Here is a 17,822-nt window from a genome sequence, read left to right on the forward strand (position 1 = left end):
CCCGGCGCGCGGCACTTCAGGCGCCGGCGTGATGGGCCCGGTGCGCGAGCGCGCGGCGCAGGATCGCACGGAGTCGCGGCCGTGCGGGACGTGCTTCACGACGCTCCCGGCGGACCCGCTCGTGCTCGAGCTCGCGTTCGAGGCTGCGCTCGCGCTCCTCGAGCAGCGCGCGGGGAAGGAGTACTCGCTCAGCATCATCTCGGTCCTCTCGTCGTCGTGGGGACGACGCTCCTACAGGACCGGTGCCGAGGGCATCGGGCGGTCGCCCTATCCCGGGCGGTGCTCGGCGCGTCCGGTCTGAGGCGGGAGGGGGATCGGCGCGCTCCTGCGCGGGCAGAACCGGCGGAGCAGTCGCGCGGATCCGCGCCGTTCCGGGCCGGGACGGGGATAGGGCGATCGCCCGATGCGCGGAGGGTGGGCTCGGGCGGACCGTTGTCGCAGGGCGCAGAGCACGCCCGGTGCAGAGCAAGGAGTTCGAGATGGTCTTCCTCATCGTCGTCGCCGCCGTCATCGTCTGGGCGGTCGCCGCGGCCGTCGTCGCCGTCCTGCGGGACGGTCACGGCCCCCGGCCGACATGGACGGGCACCGAGCGCATCGTCGCCCGCCGCTGAGGCGGCCCGAGCCGGACGGTGTCTCACGAGGCGGAGCCCGGCCGGCTCGCTCGTGCACGGGTTTCGGCTCGCGGAACGACGTCCGGCTCGCGGAACCAGGACGATTCCGCGAGCCGGACGCGATTCTGCGAGCCGGAGGTGCTGCCAGGCGGTGCGACGACGGCGCAGCACCGTCAGCGCCGCTCCCGAGAGCAGCAGCACGAGTGCTCCGCCGAGGAACCCGGACGCGTCGGCACCGGTGTTCGCGAGCGAGCCGTTGTGGCCCCTCCCGTCACCGGCACCGCCGTCGCGGTGGGCTGCGGCGACGGAGCGATGGTCGGCTGCTCGGTCGGCGTCGGGGTGCCCGGCTCGGTCGGAGCGGGGACGACCGAGCCGCGACCGACGTCAGCGACCAGTTCGCGTCGAAGAAGTCGGCCTGGTCGATCACTCCGCGCGCGGTGGCCCAGTCGGTGAGCAGCTGACGGATCTCGAGGCGCTCGTCGTAGACCAGCGGAGCCGCGGCGACGGCCGGGTAGGCGCTCCACCGCTCTGGCGGTAATTGTTGACCGCCATCACGAAGACGTCGTCATCGGCCACAGGGGTGCCGTCGGGGTGCGCGAGGTCGCGGATCCGCGAGCCGGCCGGCTGCGGGATGTCGATCACGTAGTCCACGCCCGAGAGCGCGTCGTAGTTGTAGTCCGGGATGCCCGTGGGCCGGTCCTCGGTGACCGCGTTCGTGCCGCGTGGCCGGATCGAACGGGCGCCGGGGGCGACCTGGGTGAAGTACCGGGCCGAGAACTCGAGGTACTCGCGCACCTCGGCACCCGTCATCTCGACTCCGCGCAGGGTGTTCTCGTAGATGTAGAGACCGGCGATGTCGCGGATGGTGACCTGCCCCTTCGGGAAGACCGCGGTGCGCGAGAACGGCGAGGCCTGCGAGATCACCGGGACGTCCGCCCACTCCGTGCCCTCGAGCGCCGTGTCGACGGTCTCGGCCTGGACGTTGTTGATGAAGTCGATGATCGGGGTGTCCTCGTAGCGCGAGGTCTCGGCCGAGAGCTCCTCGAGCGACTCCGCGACGGGGGTGTTCACGTAGTCGATGGTCGTCGCGTGCTGCTCGGCGACCGCGTCGAGGACGGCGGCCGACTCCTCCGGGATGTCGCGCGCGTAGACGGCTTCGGCGACGGGCGCCTCGCCCTCCGACCAGTCGACCTGCAGGTCGCCGGCGGCGTCGGGCACCAGGTTCAGCGTGACCTCGGTCAGGCCCTGCGCCCAGTAGTAGGGCTGCGTGACGAGCACCTGCTCGCCGGCGACGTTCGTGAAGAGCGTCTGCGGCACGTCCTGATGGCTGTGCCCGGCGACGAGCACGTCGATGCCGGGGACCTGGGTCGCGATGTTGTTCACGACGTCCTCGTTGAGGTCGGCCGGGTCGTAGTCGGCGTCGGCGACGGATGCCCTGACCGGTGTGCGCGAGCACGACGACCACGTCGGCCTCGGCCTGCACCTTCGGGACCCACTCCTTCGCGGTCTCGACCATGTCGCGGAACTCGAGCACGCCGTCGACGTACTGCTTGTCCCAGACGCGGACGCCCGGGGTGACGAGGCCGAGGACGCCGACCTTCACGGTCTCGCCGTCGATCTCGCGCTCGATCACGGTGAACGGCCGTGGTACGGATCGCCGGTGGCGACGTCGACGACGTTCGCGCCCAGGAGCGGGGCGTCGAGGTCGTTCTCGTACGCGCTGAGCATGTCGAGCCCGTAGTTGTACTCGTGGTTGCCGACGACCTGGGCGTCGTAGCCGATCGTGTTGAAGGCGGCGGCCATCGGATGCGTCGTCTCGTCCGCGAGGACGCCCGCGGCTCCGTCGCCGAGTCCGTAGTAGTAGGTGAGGGGAGTGCCCTGGATCGCGTCGCCGTTGTCGAAGACCAGGACGGACTCGTCGCCCTTCTCGGCGCGGAGGCGGTCGACCTCGGTCGCGACGCGCGTGAGTCCGAGGGTGTCCCTCGCCCTCGTACGGCGCGTTCGCGAAGTAGTCCCAGTTGTAGACGTGGCCGTGGGTGTCGGTCGTCGACACGAGCGTGAGCTCGAGGCCGTCGTCGGTGGTGGCCGCGGTCGCCGAGGGGGCGACGGTGGCCGCTCCGAGGGCGGCGACGACGAGGAGGCTGGCAGCGCGGTATCGGCGCATCGGTGTCCTGTTCGCGTGATGGGTGGAGAGTGAACGTCTTCGAACCTAGGCCGGATGTGTGAACGCGTCATTACGTGTTCGAGAGCATTGCTCGGCAATGCGGTCGGCCCGCGGTCCCCGGAGCGGTGCCGGAGCCGCTCCGCTGGAATCGAGCGGCTGGTCGCGCAGAAGCGGCATCTCGATGCCGGGCCGGCCCGCCGAGGCCCGGTGGACCCGAAACGGGCCGGGCGCCCACCTCCCCGTCGAGAAGGACACGCCATGCCAGCAATCGTCATCACCGGCGCCCAGTGGGGCGACGAGGGCAAGGGACGCGCCACCGACCTCCTCGGCAGCCGCGTCGACTACGTCGTCAAGTTCAACGGCGGCAACAACGCCGGCCACACCGTCGTCGTGGGCGACGAGAAGTACGCGCTGCACCTGCTCCCCTCGGGCATCCTGACGCCGGGCGTCGTCCCCGTCATCGCGAACGGCGTCGTCGTCGACATCGAGGTGCTCTTCCACGAGCTCGAGGCGCTGAGCGCCCGCGGCGTCGACGTCTCGAAGCTGCTCGTCAGCGCCAACGCGCACGTCATCACGAGCTACCACCGCACCCTCGACCAAGGTGACGGAGCGGTTCCTCGGCAAGCGCCAGATCGGCACCACGGGCCGCGGCATCGGCCCCGCCTACGCCGACAAGATCAACCGCGTCGGCATCCGGATCCAGGACCTCTTCGACGAGAACATCCTGCGCCAGAAGGTCGAGGGCGCCCTCGACCAGAAGAACCACCTGCTGGTGAAGGTCTACAACCGCCGCGCGATCCTGGTCGAGCAGGTCATGGAGGACCTGCTGCAGTACACCGAGCGCCTGCGCCCCATGGTCGCCGACACCTCGCTCGTGCTCGCCCAGGCGCTCGACGCCGGCAAGACCGTGCTGTTCGAGGCGGGTCAGGCCACCATGCTCGACGTCGACCACGGCACCTACCCGTTCGTCACGTCCTCGAACGCGACCTCCGGAGGAGCGGCCACCGGCTCCGGAGTCGCCCCCAACCGCATCGAACGCGTCATCGCGGTCATCAAGGCGTACACGACCCGCGTCGGTGCGGGCCCCTTCCCGACCGAGCTCTTCGACGAGTGGGGCGAGTACCTCCGCAAGCAGGGCTTCGAGTTCGGCACCACGACCGGCCGCCCGCGCCGCTGCGGCTGGTACGACGCCCCGATCGCCCGCTACTCCGCCCGGATCAACGGCGTCACCGACTTCGTCCTCACCAAGCTCGACGTGCTCTCGGGCCTCGAGGACGATCCCCGTCTGCGTCGCGTACGACGTCGACGGCGTGCGCCACGACGAGGTCCCGGTCTCGCAGAGCGACTTCCACCACGCGAAGCCGATCTACGAGGAGTTCCCCGGCTGGCAGGAGGACATCACCGGCTGCCGCACGTTCGCCGATCTCCCGCAGGCCGCGCAGGACTACGTCCGCGCGCTCGAGGCGATGAGCGGCGCGCGTTTCTCGGCCATCGGAGTCGGCCCGGAGCGCGAGCAGGTCGTCGTCCTGCACGACCTCCTCGACTGACCGGGTCAGAGGCGGTGCAGGCCGCGTGAGATCGCGGTCACGATCGCACGCTCGACCTCCGGCCACCGCGTCAGCACCTGCGCTGCGGAGAAGCGGAGGGTGACGTAGCCGTCGACCGCGGCGGCCGTGTCACGGCGGCGGTCGTTCTCGAAGTCGTGCGTCGACCGGCCGTCGAGCTCGACGATGAGGCTGCGGCCGATCAGGAGGTCGACCCGTCCGACGCCGGGGATCCACGCCTGTGCGACGGCGGTGATACCGAGCAGATGGAGCCGCCAGCGCGCGAGGGACTCGAGACCGCTCTGGGCGTCGTCGCGGCAGAAGTCGAGCACCTCGTGGAGTCGGACCGGGCAGAGCCGTCGCAGCTCGACGAGATCGTCGCGGGAGACGAGACGCTGCTCCCTCGCCGACTCGACGGCGACCAGCATGTCCTCGACTCCCACGGAACGTCCGAGCTGCAGTAGCGAGTGCGGGGGAGAGACGCGCAGGGGCTCGTCGTCGGGCCACGCGGGATCCCAGTGGAGCCGGACACCTCGGGGTGCGCCGATCCGGGCAGCGTTCGGCACGACGTGCACGTGGAGCTGCGGTGATCGCAGGACCCACAGCCCGTGGGACCGCGCCGCATCGGTCGCGCCGAGCCTGCCCCCGATCCGGAAGGCCGTGAGCACCTCCGGAGGCAGCCGAGGAGAGGCGTACTGCCCCCGGCGGCCCCGCACGAGCGCGCCGTCGGCGACGGCGGCGGCGAGAGCGGCGGGTGCTCATCCCCGATTCGACCAGTGCCGCCCGACTGGCGGTGCCGCCGTGGCGGAGCAGTACCGCTTCGATGTCCATGGGCGGAGTGTCGCGGAGGAGAGCCGGACCAGGAGTGCACGGCCTGGTCCCTCGGCGCGGATCTCCTGGGTGGGAGGGCTGGGGAGGAGTGCCGGCGCTCGAGGTCGCGTTCACAACGAAGGAAGGATCTGCAGGCGGCGGCGGGGCGGCGGGGTTCGCAGGCCCGGCAGACCAGTTCTTCCTTCGTTGTGAACACGAGTGGACCCGGGCGGGGCATGATCGGCGGATGCAGATCTACGCCGACCTCCCCGCCGTGCGCGCCCGGCAGATCACGGCCGACGCCCTGGCGATCGCCGTCGCCGCCGTCGCGATCGCCGCCGGCATCGCCGTCGGCAGCCTGATCGCCGGGCTCGCCGAGATCGGCCGCCGCCTCGAAGAGCGCGGGCAGCGGCTTCGGCTCGACGATGACCGACGCCGGATCCACGCTCGGCGGCATCCCGCTGCTCGGCGACGCCGTGCGCGCGCCCTTCGACGAGGCGAGCGGAGCCGCCTCCGTGCTGGCCGCCGCGGGACGCGATCCAGCAGCAGCTCGCGGGAGCCCTCGCGATCGTGGCAGGCCTCGCGGTCGGTGGACTGCCCCTCCTGCTCCTGGCGGTGCTCTGGCTGCGCCCGCGCCTGCGCTTCGCCCGGCGCGCCGCCGAGCTCCGAGCCCTCGGCGCCACCCCGGCGGGCGGCGAGCTCCTGGCGCTGCGCGCGCTGACGGAGGCGACCCCGCGCGAGATCCTCGCGGCCCACCCCGACGCCGTCCCCGGCTGGCGCACCGGCGACCCCGCCGCGACGCAGGCGCTCGCCGCGCTCGCCCTCCGGCGCGCGGGGCTGAGCCCCCGCTGATCCCGCCCGGGAGCACAGAGGACCATTCCCCGTCCCCCGCAGGGATGACCTCCCGACCACCCCGGGGCGACGCCCGCGACGGGACCCGCTCCGTAGCGTCGAGGACATGCAGAACCAGACCTCCACCGTTGTGGCGCGCGTCGAGAACGTGCGCAAGCTGTACGGCAGCACGCCCCCGTCGTCGCCCTCGACGGCGTCACCCTCTCGATCCAGCGCGGCGAGTTCACCGCCGTCATGGGACCGAGCGGATCCGGCAAGTCCACCCTCATGCACGTCCTCGCCGGTCTCGACACGGCCACCGACGGCCGTGTGTTCCTCGGCGACACCGAGATCAGCGGCCTCGGCGACGCCGAGCTCACGCTGCTGCGCCGCCGCCAGGTCGGCTTCGTCTTCCAGGCGTTCAACCTCATCCCCACGCTCGACGTGCGCGGCAACATCCGTCTGCCCTTCGAGCTCGACGGACGCCGCGTCACCGCCGACGAGGAGGCGTGGATCGCGAGCCTCATCGAGTCGCTCGGGCTGCGCGACCGCCTCACGCACCGGCCCTACGAGCTGTCGGGCGGCCAGCAGCAGCGCGTCGCCATCGCCCGCGCGCTCGCCACCCGGCCCCAGCTGATCTTCGCCGACGAGCCCACCGGCAACCTCGACTCCCGCACCGGCCGCGAGGTCCTCACCCTGCTGCGCGCCTCCACCCGCGAGTACGGCCAGTCGATCGCGATGGTCACCCACGACCCGATCGCGGCCGCCTACGCCGACCGCATCGTCTTCCTCCGCGACGGGGCGGTCGTCGACGACCGCCGCGGCATGACCGCGGAAGAGGTCTCGCGCACGATGCTCGAGATGGAGACCGCGGCGTGAGCGGCGTGCGCACGGGCTCGAAGCAGGGCGGAGGCGCGATCGTCACGGTCGCCGCCCTGTCCGCCGCATTCGGCGGAGTGCTCGTCATGGTCGTCGCCGACATGGTCGCCGCGTTCGAGGCCGCCGGCCTGGACGGCATCGAGCAGGCCGCGACGACGCTCGGAGTGGTCGGCGTCGTGTTCTTCGGCATCGCCGTGTTCGTGGGCGGCATCGTCACCTCGAACGCGGTCTCCACGGTGATCGCGGGCCGCACCCGCGAGATCTCGCTCCTGCGCCTGCTGGGAGCCTCCGGTCGCTCGCTGCGCGCCGAGGTCGTGCGCAACGGCCTGATGCAGGGCCTGCTCGGCGCGGTGATCGGCCTCGTCGCCGCGGTCGTGCTCGTCGCGGCCGGTGCCGAGCTCGCGTTCGCCACGGGGACGTTCACCCGAATCGAGCTCCCGCTCGTCTCGCCGGGACTGCTGCTGCCGGCGGTGGCCGTCATCGCGTCGACCGTCATCGCCTTCCTGGGCCGGATCGCGCCGCGTGCTCTCGGTCTCGCCGTCCGAGGCTGCGGGCTCCTCCGCCGAGCCGCGCTACGACGAGCTGAGGGGCCGCCGAGGCCGCAACGCCCTGGCGATCGCGTTCGTCGTGCTCGGATTCCTCCTGCTGGGCGCGGGCGTCGTGGTCGGGCTGCTGAGTCCGTTCGGGGTGCTGATCGGCCTGGTCGGCGGCATGGTCTCGTTCTCCGGCATCATCCTCGGCGCGCCGGTGCTGCTGCCTCCGCTGACGTCGCTGGTCGGTCGGGCCTTCGGCGCCGGACCGGTCGCGCGCCTCGCCTCCGCCAATGCGATCAGGAACCCCGCCCGCAGCGCGCGGGCCGTCATCGGCCTCGTGATCGGAGTGACGCTCGTCACGATGTTCGCGGTCGCCGCGGCGACCTTCGCCACCATCATGCGGATGTCCGAGGACATGAGCCCCGAGGTCTTCGAGGCGCTCGACCAGTTCGTCTCGGTCAGCACCGCGATCATGAGCGTCCTGCTCGGCTTCTCGGTGCTCCTCGCCGCCGTCGGCATGGTCAACACGCTCTCGCTCAGCGTGCTCCAGCGACGCCGCGAGCTGGGGCTGCTCCGGGCACTCGGATTCACGGGTTCGCAGGTGCGCTGGATGGTCGTCGTCGAAGCGGCGCAGATGGTGATCGCCGCGGCCCTGCTGGGCCTGGTCCTCGGCGTGGTCTACGGATGGAGCGGGGCGATCGCGATCTTCGGTTCGATGAAGGGCATCGGCCTCGTGCCGCCGACGATCCCGGTGGGGATCCTCGTCTCGGTGGTCGTCGTCGGTGTGCTGATCACGGTGGTCTCGGCGGTGCTGCCCGCCCGACGCGCGACGACCGTCTCGCCGGTCGCGGCGCTCGCCGTGGCCTGAGCGGCACGCGAGGTCTGCAGGAGGGCCGTCGCCCCGGAGGGATCCGAGCGGCGGCCCTCCGTCGTGCACGGACCGATGGAGCCGGAGTCACACCACCGAGAACCCGGCCGCCAGCCGCTCGCGCCCGCTGACCGCCATCAGGAACTCCTCCGCCCGACCGCCGCGTGCCGCGAGGGACCCGGTCAGCGCACAGCTCGCCTCGACGGCGGGAGCGGGCAGCTCGTGCGGCACGCCGGTCGCCCGCGACAGGTCGATCGTGTGCACGACCAGCTCGAGCACGCGCGTGCGGAGGTACTCGTCGAGGGCGATCGCGTGCGGGCCGATCGCGACCAGGCGACCGGGCCGCTGTTCCGCGAGCAGAGCGGTCGCGCGCCGCAGCGCGTCGCGAGCGGTCTCCTCGGGACGGTCGCCCAGCGCCGTTCCCGCCTCCACTCCTCGTCGTGCGACGGCCGCCGGGTCGCCGACGTTCCCGGCGAGTGCTGCGTAGTAGGCGAGCGCGTCGGGCACCGTCGCTTCGGCGGGCTCCTCGGCGCCGAGGTACGTCTCGACGGTGAGGATCGCGCGCGACGTATGCCCGGCGAGCCCGCGGACGTCCCAGTCGCCGAGTCCGGGGAGCGCCCACTCATCGTCGCCGATCCGCGAGAGCAGGCGGACGAAGGCGGCGACGGAGGTCTCGAACAGCGCGGAGTCGGCCATGGACCCCATGCTGGCACGCGGTCTGGACCACCCGCGGCGGCGGTGGCGACCCCAGAATGGCCGGGTGACCGACTCCGCCCCCGCCTCCCCCGCCGGCCGAGCCCTGTGCGCCTCCTCGGAAGGACCGTGGTCCTCGAGCCGCTCGCCGACGAGCACCTCGACGGACTGCGCGACGCGATCGCGCGGCCCGAGGTCTTCGCGGGCGGCTACGGAGGAGGGGCCGCCGGCCTGGACCCCGACCCGGTCGCGTTCCGGGCGTTCCTCCTCCGCTACTACCCCTGGGGGACGGGTCTGCCGTACGCCGTGCTGGTCGACGGGCGCGTGGTCGGAGCGACGGCGCTCGCCGACTTCGACGAGACGCGCGAGGCCGCGCACCTGGGCTGGACCGCGTACGCCCCCGAGGTGTGGGGCACCGCGGTGAATCCCGAGACGAAGCGCCTGCTGCTCGGGCTCGCCTTCGACAGCGGCTATTCGCGCGTGAAGCTGCAGGCCGACGCGGCCAACGCCCGATCGCGGGCGGCGATCCTGCGGCTGGGCGCGACGTTCGAGGGGGTGCTGCGGCACGACCAGCGCAGGGCCGACGGATCGTGGCGCGACACGGCGGTGCACTCGATCCTGCGCGAGGAGTGGCCGGCGGTTCGCGAGGGACTGGAACGCCGGCTCACCGCCCTGCGCTAGCAACCGCAGCGCCGCTCCCGCAACCGGTGACCGCTGTCGGAGGAGAGGAGTAGGAAAGAGGGATGGAACGGATTCACTACGCGGGCAGCTCGGTGCTGACCGGCAGCGCCATCGCCCGCTCGCTGGTGCACTACGCCGAGGCGCTCGCGCAGCGGAGGGATCCGCGGCGGTCCGGATCCCCGTGCGTCTCGAGGACGGTGGGATCGGCAGCGCCGATCTGCTCATCGGCCCCGCCAGCCAGCTCCTCAGCGAGCCCGAGGAGAGCGACGCCGAGGAGATCGTCGACGACGCGCTCGTCGAGCGGATGGACCGCGAGGCCGGTCGACTCGGGGTGTCGCATCCGGTCGCCGAGGCCGACGACGAGATCGTGCGGCTCCCCGACCTGGACCTGCCCGAGTACGACGACGAGGGCCGCTGACATGGCCGCGCGAGGTGCTCTCGGTAGGATCGGCTCCTGCCGCGGGTACCGGAGCGGGAGCGCTGCCCCGGCGTCACCCGGCCCCCACCGAGCACCGCAGGCTGAACGGAGAGTGCCCTGATGGGCCGATTGATCTACGACTCCACCCTGGAGGCCGACTTCGACGACCGCCTGCTGGCGCACCTGCAGATCGTCATCGGGTCCAAGCTCGCACGCAGCGAGTCCTTCTGCTTCTCGTGGAAGGACTCGCAGGCGGTCGGCGACGGACGCACCTCGATCTGGGTGCACCCCGCGATCCCGCTGCGGTTCAAGGTACCACGGGGCCGCGCGCCCTCGATCAATCCCGAATGGATCCGCCAGCTCCTGGCCGATTCGCACACCGCACACGGTCTGCGCATCAGCGAGGAGCCGAGAGGAGCCGGTCGGCCGAGCGAGGAGCCCATCCTGTGAGCGCGTCGAGATCACCTACGGCGGATCGCCGTACAGCCTGTCGGACACGACCGCCGAGGCGGTGCAGGCCGACGTCGAGCGCGCGCTCGACGGCGAGGCCTCGCGCTGGCTCGTCGCGAACCAGGGCGAGGGGGAGCCGCGGCAGACGTCGATCCTCATCACTCCCGGAGTCGCGTTCTCGGTCGCCGACGTCGCGCTCTGAGCGCTCGGCGAGCAGCGCATCTTTCTGCTGATCGGGTAGGCCGCGCAGGCGGCCGTATCGAGATCCACGTCCTCCGGGAGTCGTGGGTCTCGACACGCCCCCGCGTGGCTGCTCGACCCGCAGGGTCAGCTGCGCAGCAGCGCCGGGAACTCGGCGGGGATCTCGCTCGCGAGGTAGCCGGCGGGGCCGATGCGCTCCGCGAGGCGGGTGTCCGCCTCCGTGTGCAGGTGCACGCCCCACGCCGCCGCGCCCGCTCCGTCGATGCCGCGCGCTCGGAGGCCCGCCGCGTCGCACCGGCGAGCACGTCGCCGCTGCCGGCCGTCGCCAGCCCCGGGTGCTCGCCCTCGGCGCCGCACGAGCACGCCGTCCGGATCCGCGACGACGTTGAAGAGGCTCACGACCGCCTCGTAGCGGCGGGCGATCGCCCTGGCGGCGGTCTCGACGTCCTCGATCTCGGCGCCCAGCAGCCGCTCGGCCTCCGCGGTGTTCCGGAGTGATCAGCAGGCGTCCGGCGAGAGAGCGGGCGACGCGCTTCTGACCCGGCAGCACGCCGAGCGGGAACGCGTCCAGGTGCACGGCGGGCACGTCGCGCAGCAGCGGTGCGAGCGCCCGGAGGGTCGCGGCGGTCGCCTTCGGGTCGTCCAGTCCCGGGCCGACGAGGGCCACGTCGGCCGAGGCCAGCTCGCCCTCGAGCGCCTCGAGTCCGCGGCCGGTGATGGATCCGGTGCGCGACTCCTGCAGCGGGACGACGCCGCACTCGGGCAGCGCGACCGCCGTGGCGGAGGCGACGGACTCGGCGACGCACAACGTGATGCGGCCGGCGCCGACCCGCAGCGCCGCGATGCCCGCGAGCAGAGCGGCTCCGGGGTCTTGCGGGCACCGCCGACGATGACGATGTCGCCGCGGGCGTGCTTGGATCCGGGACGGCTCGGGCAGCGGCCAGCGCTGCTCCAGCAGGGCACGGTCGATGGTCTCAGTCATGCGGGTCTCCTCTCCTCGTCGCGGTCGTCGTGCCGGGTGACGGGCGCGCCCGTGCGCTCCAGGTGCTCGGTGCTCGAGAAGCGCTCGACGCTCCAGCCGTCGTCGCCGCGCAGGAGCCGCGTCACCGACGCGTTGGCGACCGGGGTGGAGGCGCCGATGTCGAGGAGCTCGCGCTCGGACAGGCCCTCGCAGACGTAGCGGGTGATGAGCACCACGGCGTCGTGGCAGAACAGCACGGCGGGACCGGTGGGCGCGGCGGCGTCGAGGTGGTCGAGGAACGACCGCATCCGCAGGGCGAGATCGGTCCAGGACTCGCCCCCCGGCGGTCGGCAGTAGAACTTGCCGTGCCACTCGCGGCGCTGCGCCTCCTCGGGGAAGCGCTCGCGGAACCCTGCGGAGGTGAGCCGGTCGGCGATGCCGAGGTCGGCGAGGTCGCGGAGCCGCTCGTCGACTCCGAGCGGCAGATCGGCCCGGCCTCGGCCAGGGCGATCCTCGCCGTCGAGGACGCGCGGACGAAGGGCGAGCTCCAGGCGGAGGCGGGTGCAGCCTCGCCGGCCAGCCAGCGTCCGAGGGCGTGCGCCTGCTCCTGCCCGGCGTCCGAGAGCTCGACGTCGGCGTCGCGGCGGTCGACGGCGATCTCGAGCGCCCCCTGCGCCCCTCGGCTGCGCTCGCTGCGACGTTGGCGACGCTCTCGCCGTGACGCACCAGGAGGAGCTCGGTCGGTCCGGTCGTTCTCGCGTGGGCCATGACTCCACCCTCCGCTTCCCGGCCCACGCCCGAAGGGAGTTGCGGGCGGGTCGGAGCGCGCGCTACAGGCGCCCGCCCACCAGGCCCTAGGGTCGTTCTCGTGACTCGGATGCGGACGGCACTGGGCGGCGGCGACCCTCTCCTCGGCGCCCTCGCGCTCGCCGGCTGCACGGACTCCCGCTCCCGCCGTTCCGGAGCGGACCGACAGCGCCCGCTGCTCGGTGCCCGCGACGACGCCCGCGAGCGGCTGCGCACCCTGACCGCCGCGCTCACCGGCCCGCAGGACGACGCGTTCGACCTCGCCCGCGCGGCCGATGCCGCACCCGTCGAAGGGGTCGAGCCGATCGGCATCGAGTCGTACGACGCGCCGAGCGCGGAGGAGCCGCTCGGCTCGCTGTCGTTCCGCACGCCGGTCGACGCGTCCGAGCACCCCGAGGCCGACGACGTGCCCGAGGCCTTCTGCTTCGCAGGTCCCCTTCGCGTCGACGGGCGCCGTCGAGGGCGATTTCGCCGCGGCCGAGATCGACTGCCCGGCCGACGCCGTCGTCATCACCCCGCCGATGCCGACGAGGGCTGAGTCTCAGTCCGGCGGACACCGCGGTGATCACGGCCGCGAGGGCTCTCGGTGTTCCGGAGGATCCCGGCGGCCACCGACCCGCCATCCCGCACGTTGACCGCGCCCTTCGAGCATGCTGCCCTCGGGGATGTGCGGGTCGAAGACGCCGAAGACCGAGGTGATGCGGGCGTCCGCCCCGGCCCGGCTCGCGAGCAGGAGGGTCGCCGCATCGCGGGGCGAGAACGAAAGCGGAGGCTCTTCAGTACGAGGTAGGGGGCGCGTAACGCGAGCCGCCGGAACGGGGTCGACACGGCGACCGAGCGCGCGGTCGACGCGGCGCGTCGGGGTCGAGCTCGGTCATGACGTACTCGCCGACCAGGCCGCCCTTGCTGTGGGCGACGATGACGACGTCGCGGAGGTCGTGCCGCTCGAGGTAGGCGGCGACGTCCTCCGCGGTGCGCGCCACGGGCCGGCCGTTCCGGCCGAGGTCGTCGAGCACGTGCAGCGGGTGACCGCGCCGGTGCAGCGGATCGATGATCGGGCGGAGGAAGGACCACGTCCCGATCCCGGCAGCACGAGCACGGGTCGGCGATCGCCGTCGAGGTAGTCGTCGGGGGCGCGTCGCGAGACGAAGCCGCGCACCTGCCAGGCGACGGCGTAGGCGTAGTCCTGGATCCACCAGAGGCCGTCGCGGACGATCCGGTTCACCGCGACCTCGACGACGGCGGTGCCGGCGGGCGGCTCGACGGAGGCTCGGCGGCGGTCGCGGGGACGTGCCGATCGAGGCGGCGAAGCGCCCGAGCTCGCGGGCGAGCTCCTCGGGCTCCGTGCGCGGGACCACGTGGCGGGAGCGGCCGAGCCTCGAGCACGCGGGCGTCGGAGCAGGCGGCGGCGAGCCGTGCGCACCAGTCGCGCGTGCCGATCGGGTCGTCGTGGCCGCGGACGATCAGGACGGGCTGAGCGAGCACCGCGGCCCGGGCGACGATCGGGTGGTGCAGCATCTCGGGGAGCTGGCGGAGGTACCAGCCGATGCCTCCGCGCAGGTAGTCGCCGAGGACCAGCGCGTCCACCCGATCGGCTCGCCGAGGCAGTCGCGGGCGAGCGCGAGGCCCTGCCGGACCGCTCCGGGCCGTTCCGGATCGACGACGGGACCGATCAGCACCACGCCCTCGACGAGGTCGGGGGAGAGGGCGGCGAGCTCGACGGCGACCTGGGTGCCCATGGAGTGCCCGACGGCGATCGCGCGCGGTGACCGCGATCCTCCAGCACCCGTGCGACGAACCGGGCGTGGTCGGCGATGCCGACGCGGCGCCGCGGCGAGCGGTTGGCTCCGAAGCCCGCGAGGTCGACGGCGACCACGCGGCCGTGCCGCCGCAGCGGGGCGACCAGGCGCGAGAACGTGCGGTGGGACATCCCGATGCCGGAGGAGCACGAAGGTGTGCGGCGCGTCGAGCGAGCCGACGGCGTACGAGCGCAGCTGCACGCCGTCGACCTCGTGATGGACGGCGGAGACGCGGCGGGGCATTGCTCCAGGCTAGCAGCCGGTGGCTGCGGCGCGGGGGGATGCGCGGGGGCGGTGGGCTGGGGTAGGGAGCGGCGGGGCGCAGCGCCTCGCTCCGGAGCCGCGGTGGTAGGTGGTTCCGCTCACCGCGGACGCGAGCGGGAACGGTCGATGATCTCCTCGGATCCGAGACAACCCCGCCGCGGCGGGCTCGAGGCGGGTCGGCTGTGCACCGGACCCCCGAACGGGTCCCTCGGGCTGCCTGCGAATCCACCAAGATGAGACGCCTCCCCGATGGACGCGGTCTCGACGCACTCGGACTCTGCAGGCGCAGCACCACCACCCGATCGCACCGCCCTGGAGTCCCGACATGCCCTCGTTCCGTCCTGCCCGCTCGCGGGTCCTCGCCCTCGCCACCGCCCTCGCGGTCGGCTTCGGCGTCCTGTGGCTCCGGCCGCCGTCGCGGCGGCCGCCGAGCCGCCGACCGCGGTCGCGGGTGCATGGCACACCGAGGAGCCTGCCGCGCGCGCCTCGCCGCGCCGGAGGCCGCCGCTCCCCAGGCGCTCGCCGCAGTCGCGCCTCCTGCGAACGACCTGCGCGAGAACGCGACGGTCGTCGCGAGCCTGCCGTTCTCGACCTCCAACGCGCAGTACGAAGGCGCGACCCTGTCCGAGGGTGAGGACTCGACGTGTCGGACGACCGATCCGGACTACTCGGAGTTCTTCGAGAGCGGCAACGGCTCGATCTGGTTCAAGTACGTCTCCACGAAGAGGCAGACGCTGACCTTCGGAGGGTCCTCGCCGGGCGGACCGTCGATCGTCAGCGCCTTCGCCGACGGGCCGACGACGGACGCCACCCGGATCAGCTGCACGGAGGTCGGATTCCGCCATGAGAACCACGTGCAGGCGGAAGCCGGCAAGACCTACTTCTTCCAGGTCAGCTCCGAGTACTACTCGTCCGAGGAGCCGGCAGGATTCGCCGAGTTCTTCCTGACCGCCAGTGCCGCGGTCCCGAACACGACCTATTCGACGGCATCCGTCGTCTCGACGCTGCCGGCCACGATCCAGGGCTCGACCGCGAAGGTCGACAACAACTGGTACGAGCCGTACGCGGGGTGCGACTACAACCCCTTCATGGGCTCCCGTCTGGTACAGGTACCGCGCGACCTCCAACGGAAGCGTCGAGGCGGACCTCGGAGACAGCTTCTCGCCCGTGAACCTCGGGGTCTACGACTCCGATGGAGTCACTCCGGGCGCAATGCTCGAGTGCCCGTTCCAGTACACGGAGACGGGCAGCACGGGGCGAGTACGACTACTCCTTCGACCGAGCTCACGCGAGCTTCGCCGTCCAGGCGGGCAAGACCTACTTCCTGCAGGTCTCGAACTTCGACTTCAACAAGGGTGAGTTCGTTCTGGAGCTGACGAACGTCGGCACCCTCACCTTCCGACTCCGACCATCACCGGCTCCGGTGCTGTCGGTGACACTCTGACCGCCGTGCCCGGCGCCTGGAGGCCCTCAGCCCGTCGCGCTGAGCTACCAGTGGCTGAACAACGGCTACCCGATCGAGGGTGCGACCGGCTCGCAGTACGTCGTCCCCGACTACTCCAGCGGCACCTTGAGCGTCGAGGTCACCGGCACGAAGGCCGGCTACGCGGAGGCGACACGCACCAGCGCCGCCGTCGCCGTCACCCTCGGCTCGCTCACCAACTCCGTGCCGACCGTCACCGGTTCCTCCTCGGTCGGCGGCACCCTGACGGCGAACCCGGGCAACTGGGGCCCGGCGCCGGTCACCCTCTCGTACCAGTGGAAGCGCAACGGCACCGCGATCACCGGTGCCACCAGGAGCACCTACGTCGTCGCGTCGGCCGACTCCGGCACCGCGCTCACCGTCAGCGTGACGGGAACTGAAGCAGGGCTACACGACGGCCACCCGGACCAGTGCCGCGGTGCAGGTCGGCCTGCCGCTGATGACGCTGATGCCCACTCCGACGATCTCGGGCTCGACCATCGTCGGCTCGACCCTCACGGCCAACCCGGGCACCTGGGATGCGGGCACCGTGCTCACGTATCAGTGGAAGAAGAACGGCGGGGTCTACCTCTCGGGAGCCACCGCGAAGACCTACGTCCTGAAGGCGGCCGACGCCGGGGCGACGCTCACCGTGTCCGTCACCGGCACCAAGCCCGGGTTCTCGCCCGCCACGAAGACGAGCGCCACGACCGCGGCCGTCACGAACGGCGCCGTGCTCACCGGGCCCATCCCGACGATCACCGGCACGGCGACCGTGGGGCAGAAGCTGACCGCTGTTCCCGGAACCTGGGCTCCCGCGCCGGTGACCCTCGCGTACCAGTGGAAGCGCGCTGGAGTCGCGATCAGCGGAGCCACTGCGTCCACCTACACGCTCGTCGCCGCCGATGCGGGCGCCGCGGATCACGGTGAGCGTCACCGGGACCAAGACCGGCTACTCCGCCCTGACGAAGACCAGCACCGCGACCACGGTCAAGGCCGCGCTGCAGACCCTCATGCCCACCCCGACCATCACCGGCACCAAGACCGTCGGCGCGACCCTCACCGCGAATCCCGGCACCTGGGACGCGGGGACCACGCTCACGTACCAGTGGAAGAAGAACGGCGGCACGTACATCACCGGCGCCACCTCGAAGACCTACGTCCTCAAGGCGAACCGACGCGGGCGCCACGATCACCGTCTCGGTCACCTCGACCAAGCCCGGCTTCGCGCCGGCGACGAAGACGAGCGCCGCCACGGCGACGGTCGCGAAGGGCACGCTGACCGGCGCGACCCCGACGATCTCGGGCACCGCGCGGGTCGGATACACCCTCACCGCAGCCCCGGGCGCGTGGACGCCGTCACCCGTCACCCTGAGCTACCAGGTGGTACCGCGGCACGACCGCGATCACCGGAGCGACGTGCGGCGACTCTACAAGCTCGTCACCGCCGACAAGGCCGCGTCGATCACCGTCAAGGTCACCGGCACGAAGGTCGGCTACACGACCCTCGTCAAGACGAGCGCGGCGGTCAAGCCGAGCTGATCGACGGAGGCGTGCGCGGCGCGAGCGCACGCCTCCGCCCCGCGACCGGCCGGAGCGGCACTCCGACCTGGCGCTCCGGGCCGAGCATCGACCGGTGAGCGGCGCGGGACGGCTGCACCGTCACAGAGCCGAGGTCCACGAGCACCCCCTGTCAAGCCGCCGCGTCCCTCCAGCACCACCTCGCCTCAGCCTCGAACCACGGCGGCGCCTGCCGACCGGGGGAGGACATCGACATGCGGATCGCGATCGTCCGGAGCGACGGGCAATCTGGGCACTGGCACTGCTGCGGCGGCTCGAGCGGGAG

20 protein-coding genes and 4 pseudogenes are annotated in these 17,822 nt (G+C 72.5%); 14 read left to right on the forward strand and 10 right to left on the reverse strand.

The window, feature by feature from the left end:
- The first annotated feature begins 121 nt into the window (after positions 1 to 121).
- Complete coding sequence (locus tag AC0CII_RS16795) at positions 122 to 301, forward strand: hypothetical protein (RefSeq protein WP_465230094.1); 180 nt, start codon at positions 122 to 124, stop codon at positions 299 to 301.
- 178 nt (positions 302 to 479) lie between these two features.
- Complete coding sequence (locus AC0CII_RS16800) at positions 480 to 611, forward strand: hypothetical protein (RefSeq protein WP_278250022.1); 132 nt, start codon at positions 480 to 482, stop codon at positions 609 to 611.
- A gap of 423 nt (positions 612 to 1,034) precedes the next feature.
- Here AC0CII_RS16800 and AC0CII_RS16805 read toward each other — a convergent pair whose 3' ends face one another.
- Both AC0CII_RS16805 and AC0CII_RS16810 read right to left on the reverse strand, forming a co-directional pair.
- Positions 1,035 to 1,994 (reverse strand): bifunctional metallophosphatase/5'-nucleotidase, encoded by a 960-nt coding sequence (locus AC0CII_RS16805; RefSeq protein WP_465230095.1) that lies wholly within the window; start codon positions 1,992 to 1,994, stop codon positions 1,035 to 1,037.
- Between the two features lie 246 nt (positions 1,995 to 2,240).
- A complete protein-coding gene (locus tag AC0CII_RS16810) occupies positions 2,241 to 2,846 on the reverse strand; it encodes a metallophosphoesterase family protein (protein WP_465230096.1) in 606 nt (201 codons plus the stop codon).
- 187 nt (positions 2,847 to 3,033) lie between these two features.
- Here AC0CII_RS16810 and AC0CII_RS16815 point away from each other — a divergent pair.
- A pseudogene (locus AC0CII_RS16815) lies at positions 3,034 to 4,322 on the forward strand (adenylosuccinate synthase).
- Positions 4,323 to 4,327: 5 nt separating this feature from the next.
- On the opposite strand, the gene AC0CII_RS16820 reads toward AC0CII_RS16815, so the two are convergent.
- A complete protein-coding gene (locus AC0CII_RS16820; RefSeq protein WP_465230097.1) occupies positions 4,328 to 4,747 on the reverse strand; it encodes a DUF559 domain-containing protein in 420 nt (139 codons plus the stop codon).
- A 629-nt stretch (positions 4,748 to 5,376) separates the two neighbouring features.
- Here AC0CII_RS16820 and AC0CII_RS16825 point away from each other — a divergent pair.
- From AC0CII_RS16825 to AC0CII_RS16840, 4 genes and pseudogenes are all read left to right on the forward strand, one after another.
- Positions 5,377 to 5,850: a hypothetical protein gene (locus AC0CII_RS16825; protein ID WP_465230098.1), complete on the forward strand. Its 474-nt coding sequence runs from the start codon at positions 5,377 to 5,379 to the stop codon at positions 5,848 to 5,850.
- A gap of 237 nt (positions 5,851 to 6,087) precedes the next feature.
- Positions 6,088 to 6,839: pseudogene (locus AC0CII_RS16830) on the forward strand (ABC transporter ATP-binding protein).
- Between the two features lie 101 nt (positions 6,840 to 6,940).
- Positions 6,941 to 7,327, forward strand: a pseudogene (locus AC0CII_RS16835) (FtsX-like permease family protein); the annotation flags it as partial.
- 34 nt (positions 7,328 to 7,361) lie between these two features.
- Positions 7,362 to 8,240, forward strand: a complete 879-nt coding sequence (locus AC0CII_RS16840; protein WP_465230099.1) for an ABC transporter permease — start codon at positions 7,362 to 7,364, stop codon at positions 8,238 to 8,240.
- A gap of 87 nt (positions 8,241 to 8,327) precedes the next feature.
- On the opposite strand, the gene AC0CII_RS16845 is transcribed toward AC0CII_RS16840, so the two are convergent.
- A complete protein-coding gene (locus AC0CII_RS16845; RefSeq protein WP_465227029.1) occupies positions 8,328 to 8,936 on the reverse strand; it encodes a maleylpyruvate isomerase family mycothiol-dependent enzyme in 609 nt (202 codons plus the stop codon).
- Positions 8,937 to 9,062: 126 nt separating this feature from the next.
- Between AC0CII_RS16845 and AC0CII_RS16850 the strand changes: the two genes are divergently transcribed.
- The 3 genes from AC0CII_RS16850 to AC0CII_RS16860 all read left to right on the forward strand — a co-directional run bounded on the left by AC0CII_RS16850 (position 9,063) and on the right by AC0CII_RS16860 (position 10,482).
- The gene (locus AC0CII_RS16850) at positions 9,063 to 9,614 is read left to right on the forward strand and encodes a GNAT family N-acetyltransferase (RefSeq protein ID WP_465230100.1); all 552 of its coding nucleotides are present in this window, start codon (positions 9,063 to 9,065) and stop codon (positions 9,612 to 9,614) included.
- Positions 9,615 to 9,795: 181 nt separating this feature from the next.
- On the forward strand, positions 9,796 to 10,032 hold the full coding sequence (locus AC0CII_RS16855) for a hypothetical protein (protein WP_465230101.1): 237 nt from the start codon (positions 9,796 to 9,798) through the stop codon (positions 10,030 to 10,032).
- 120 nt (positions 10,033 to 10,152) lie between these two features.
- On the forward strand, positions 10,153 to 10,482 hold the full coding sequence (locus AC0CII_RS16860) for a DUF7882 family protein (RefSeq protein WP_465230102.1): 330 nt from the start codon (positions 10,153 to 10,155) through the stop codon (positions 10,480 to 10,482).
- Here the strand turns inward: AC0CII_RS16860 and AC0CII_RS16865 are convergent.
- The 3 genes and pseudogenes from AC0CII_RS16865 to AC0CII_RS16875 all read right to left on the reverse strand — a co-directional run.
- Positions 10,430 to 11,665, reverse strand: coding sequence for an NAD(P)H-hydrate dehydratase (locus tag AC0CII_RS16865; RefSeq protein WP_465230103.1), 1,236 nt, complete (start codon positions 11,663 to 11,665; stop codon positions 10,430 to 10,432). The genes AC0CII_RS16860 and AC0CII_RS16865 overlap by 53 nt on opposite strands.
- Positions 11,662 to 12,228 carry a histidine phosphatase family protein gene (locus AC0CII_RS16870; RefSeq protein ID WP_465230968.1) on the reverse strand — a complete coding sequence of 189 codons (567 nt, stop codon included), beginning with the start codon at positions 12,226 to 12,228 and terminating at the stop codon, positions 11,662 to 11,664. Before AC0CII_RS16870 ends, AC0CII_RS16865 begins: the two co-directional genes overlap by 4 nt.
- Positions 12,195 to 12,620, reverse strand: a pseudogene (locus tag AC0CII_RS16875) (hypothetical protein); the annotation flags it as partial. The gene AC0CII_RS16870 and the pseudogene AC0CII_RS16875, both read right to left, overlap by 34 nt.
- Between AC0CII_RS16875 and AC0CII_RS16880 the strand changes: the two are divergent.
- Positions 12,513 to 12,989, forward strand: coding sequence for a hypothetical protein (locus AC0CII_RS16880; RefSeq protein ID WP_465230104.1), 477 nt, complete (start codon positions 12,513 to 12,515; stop codon positions 12,987 to 12,989). The pseudogene AC0CII_RS16875 and the gene AC0CII_RS16880 overlap by 108 nt on opposite strands.
- Before the next feature lie 238 nt (positions 12,990 to 13,227).
- Here the strand turns inward: AC0CII_RS16880 and AC0CII_RS16885 are convergent, their stop codons facing one another.
- The 3 genes from AC0CII_RS16885 to AC0CII_RS16895 form a co-directional block, all read right to left on the reverse strand.
- Positions 13,228 to 13,647, reverse strand: coding sequence for an esterase/lipase family protein (locus AC0CII_RS16885; RefSeq protein WP_465230105.1), 420 nt, complete (start codon positions 13,645 to 13,647; stop codon positions 13,228 to 13,230).
- Positions 13,648 to 13,672: 25 nt separating this feature from the next.
- A complete protein-coding gene (locus AC0CII_RS16890) occupies positions 13,673 to 14,038 on the reverse strand; it encodes a hypothetical protein (protein ID WP_465230106.1) in 366 nt (121 codons plus the stop codon).
- 85 nt (positions 14,039 to 14,123) lie between these two features.
- Entirely contained in the window at positions 14,124 to 14,381 is a 258-nt protein-coding gene (locus tag AC0CII_RS16895; protein ID WP_465230107.1) for an alpha/beta fold hydrolase, read from the reverse strand.
- A 588-nt stretch (positions 14,382 to 14,969) separates the two neighbouring features.
- Here AC0CII_RS16895 and AC0CII_RS16900 point away from each other — a divergent pair.
- The 3 genes from AC0CII_RS16900 to AC0CII_RS16910 all read left to right on the forward strand — a co-directional run bounded on the left by AC0CII_RS16900 (position 14,970) and on the right by AC0CII_RS16910 (position 17,616).
- The gene (locus tag AC0CII_RS16900; protein ID WP_465230108.1) at positions 14,970 to 15,890 is read left to right on the forward strand and encodes a hypothetical protein; all 921 of its coding nucleotides are present in this window, start codon (positions 14,970 to 14,972) and stop codon (positions 15,888 to 15,890) included.
- Between the two features lie 194 nt (positions 15,891 to 16,084).
- Positions 16,085 to 16,906, forward strand: a complete 822-nt coding sequence (locus tag AC0CII_RS16905; protein WP_465230109.1) for a hypothetical protein — start codon at positions 16,085 to 16,087, stop codon at positions 16,904 to 16,906.
- The gene (locus AC0CII_RS16910; protein WP_465230110.1) at positions 16,903 to 17,616 is read left to right on the forward strand and encodes a hypothetical protein; all 714 of its coding nucleotides are present in this window, start codon (positions 16,903 to 16,905) and stop codon (positions 17,614 to 17,616) included. The genes AC0CII_RS16905 and AC0CII_RS16910 overlap by 4 nt, the downstream gene beginning before the upstream one ends.
- Positions 17,617 to 17,822 lie beyond the last annotated feature (206 nt).

This window comes from Rathayibacter sp. AC182, from assembly GCF_979253875.1.

Excerpts from the sequence above, each read along its gene's own strand:
- AC0CII_RS16800 (WP_278250022.1), top strand. The coding sequence starts at position 480 with ATGGTCTTCCTCATCGTCGTCGCCGCCGTCATCGTCTGGGCGGTCGCC.
- AC0CII_RS16810 (WP_465230096.1), bottom strand. The coding sequence starts at position 2,846 with ATGACGCGTTCACACATCCGGCCTAGGTTCGAAGACGTTCACTCTCCA.
- AC0CII_RS16820 (WP_465230097.1), bottom strand. The coding sequence starts at position 4,747 with ATGCTGGTCGCCGTCGAGTCGGCGAGGGAGCAGCGTCTCGTCTCCCGC.
- AC0CII_RS16825 (WP_465230098.1), top strand. The coding sequence starts at position 5,377 with ATGCAGATCTACGCCGACCTCCCCGCCGTGCGCGCCCGGCAGATCACG.
- AC0CII_RS16845 (WP_465227029.1), bottom strand. The coding sequence starts at position 8,936 with ATGGCCGACTCCGCGCTGTTCGAGACCTCCGTCGCCGCCTTCGTCCGC.
- AC0CII_RS16860 (WP_465230102.1), top strand. The coding sequence starts at position 10,153 with ATGGGCCGATTGATCTACGACTCCACCCTGGAGGCCGACTTCGACGAC.
- AC0CII_RS16865 (WP_465230103.1), bottom strand. The coding sequence starts at position 11,665 with ATGACTGAGACCATCGACCGTGCCCTGCTGGAGCAGCGCTGGCCGCTG.
- AC0CII_RS16895 (WP_465230107.1), bottom strand. The coding sequence starts at position 14,381 with ATGTCCCACCGCACGTTCTCGCGCCTGGTCGCCCCGCTGCGGCGGCAC.
- AC0CII_RS16900 (WP_465230108.1), top strand. The coding sequence starts at position 14,970 with ATGGCACACCGAGGAGCCTGCCGCGCGCGCCTCGCCGCGCCGGAGGCC.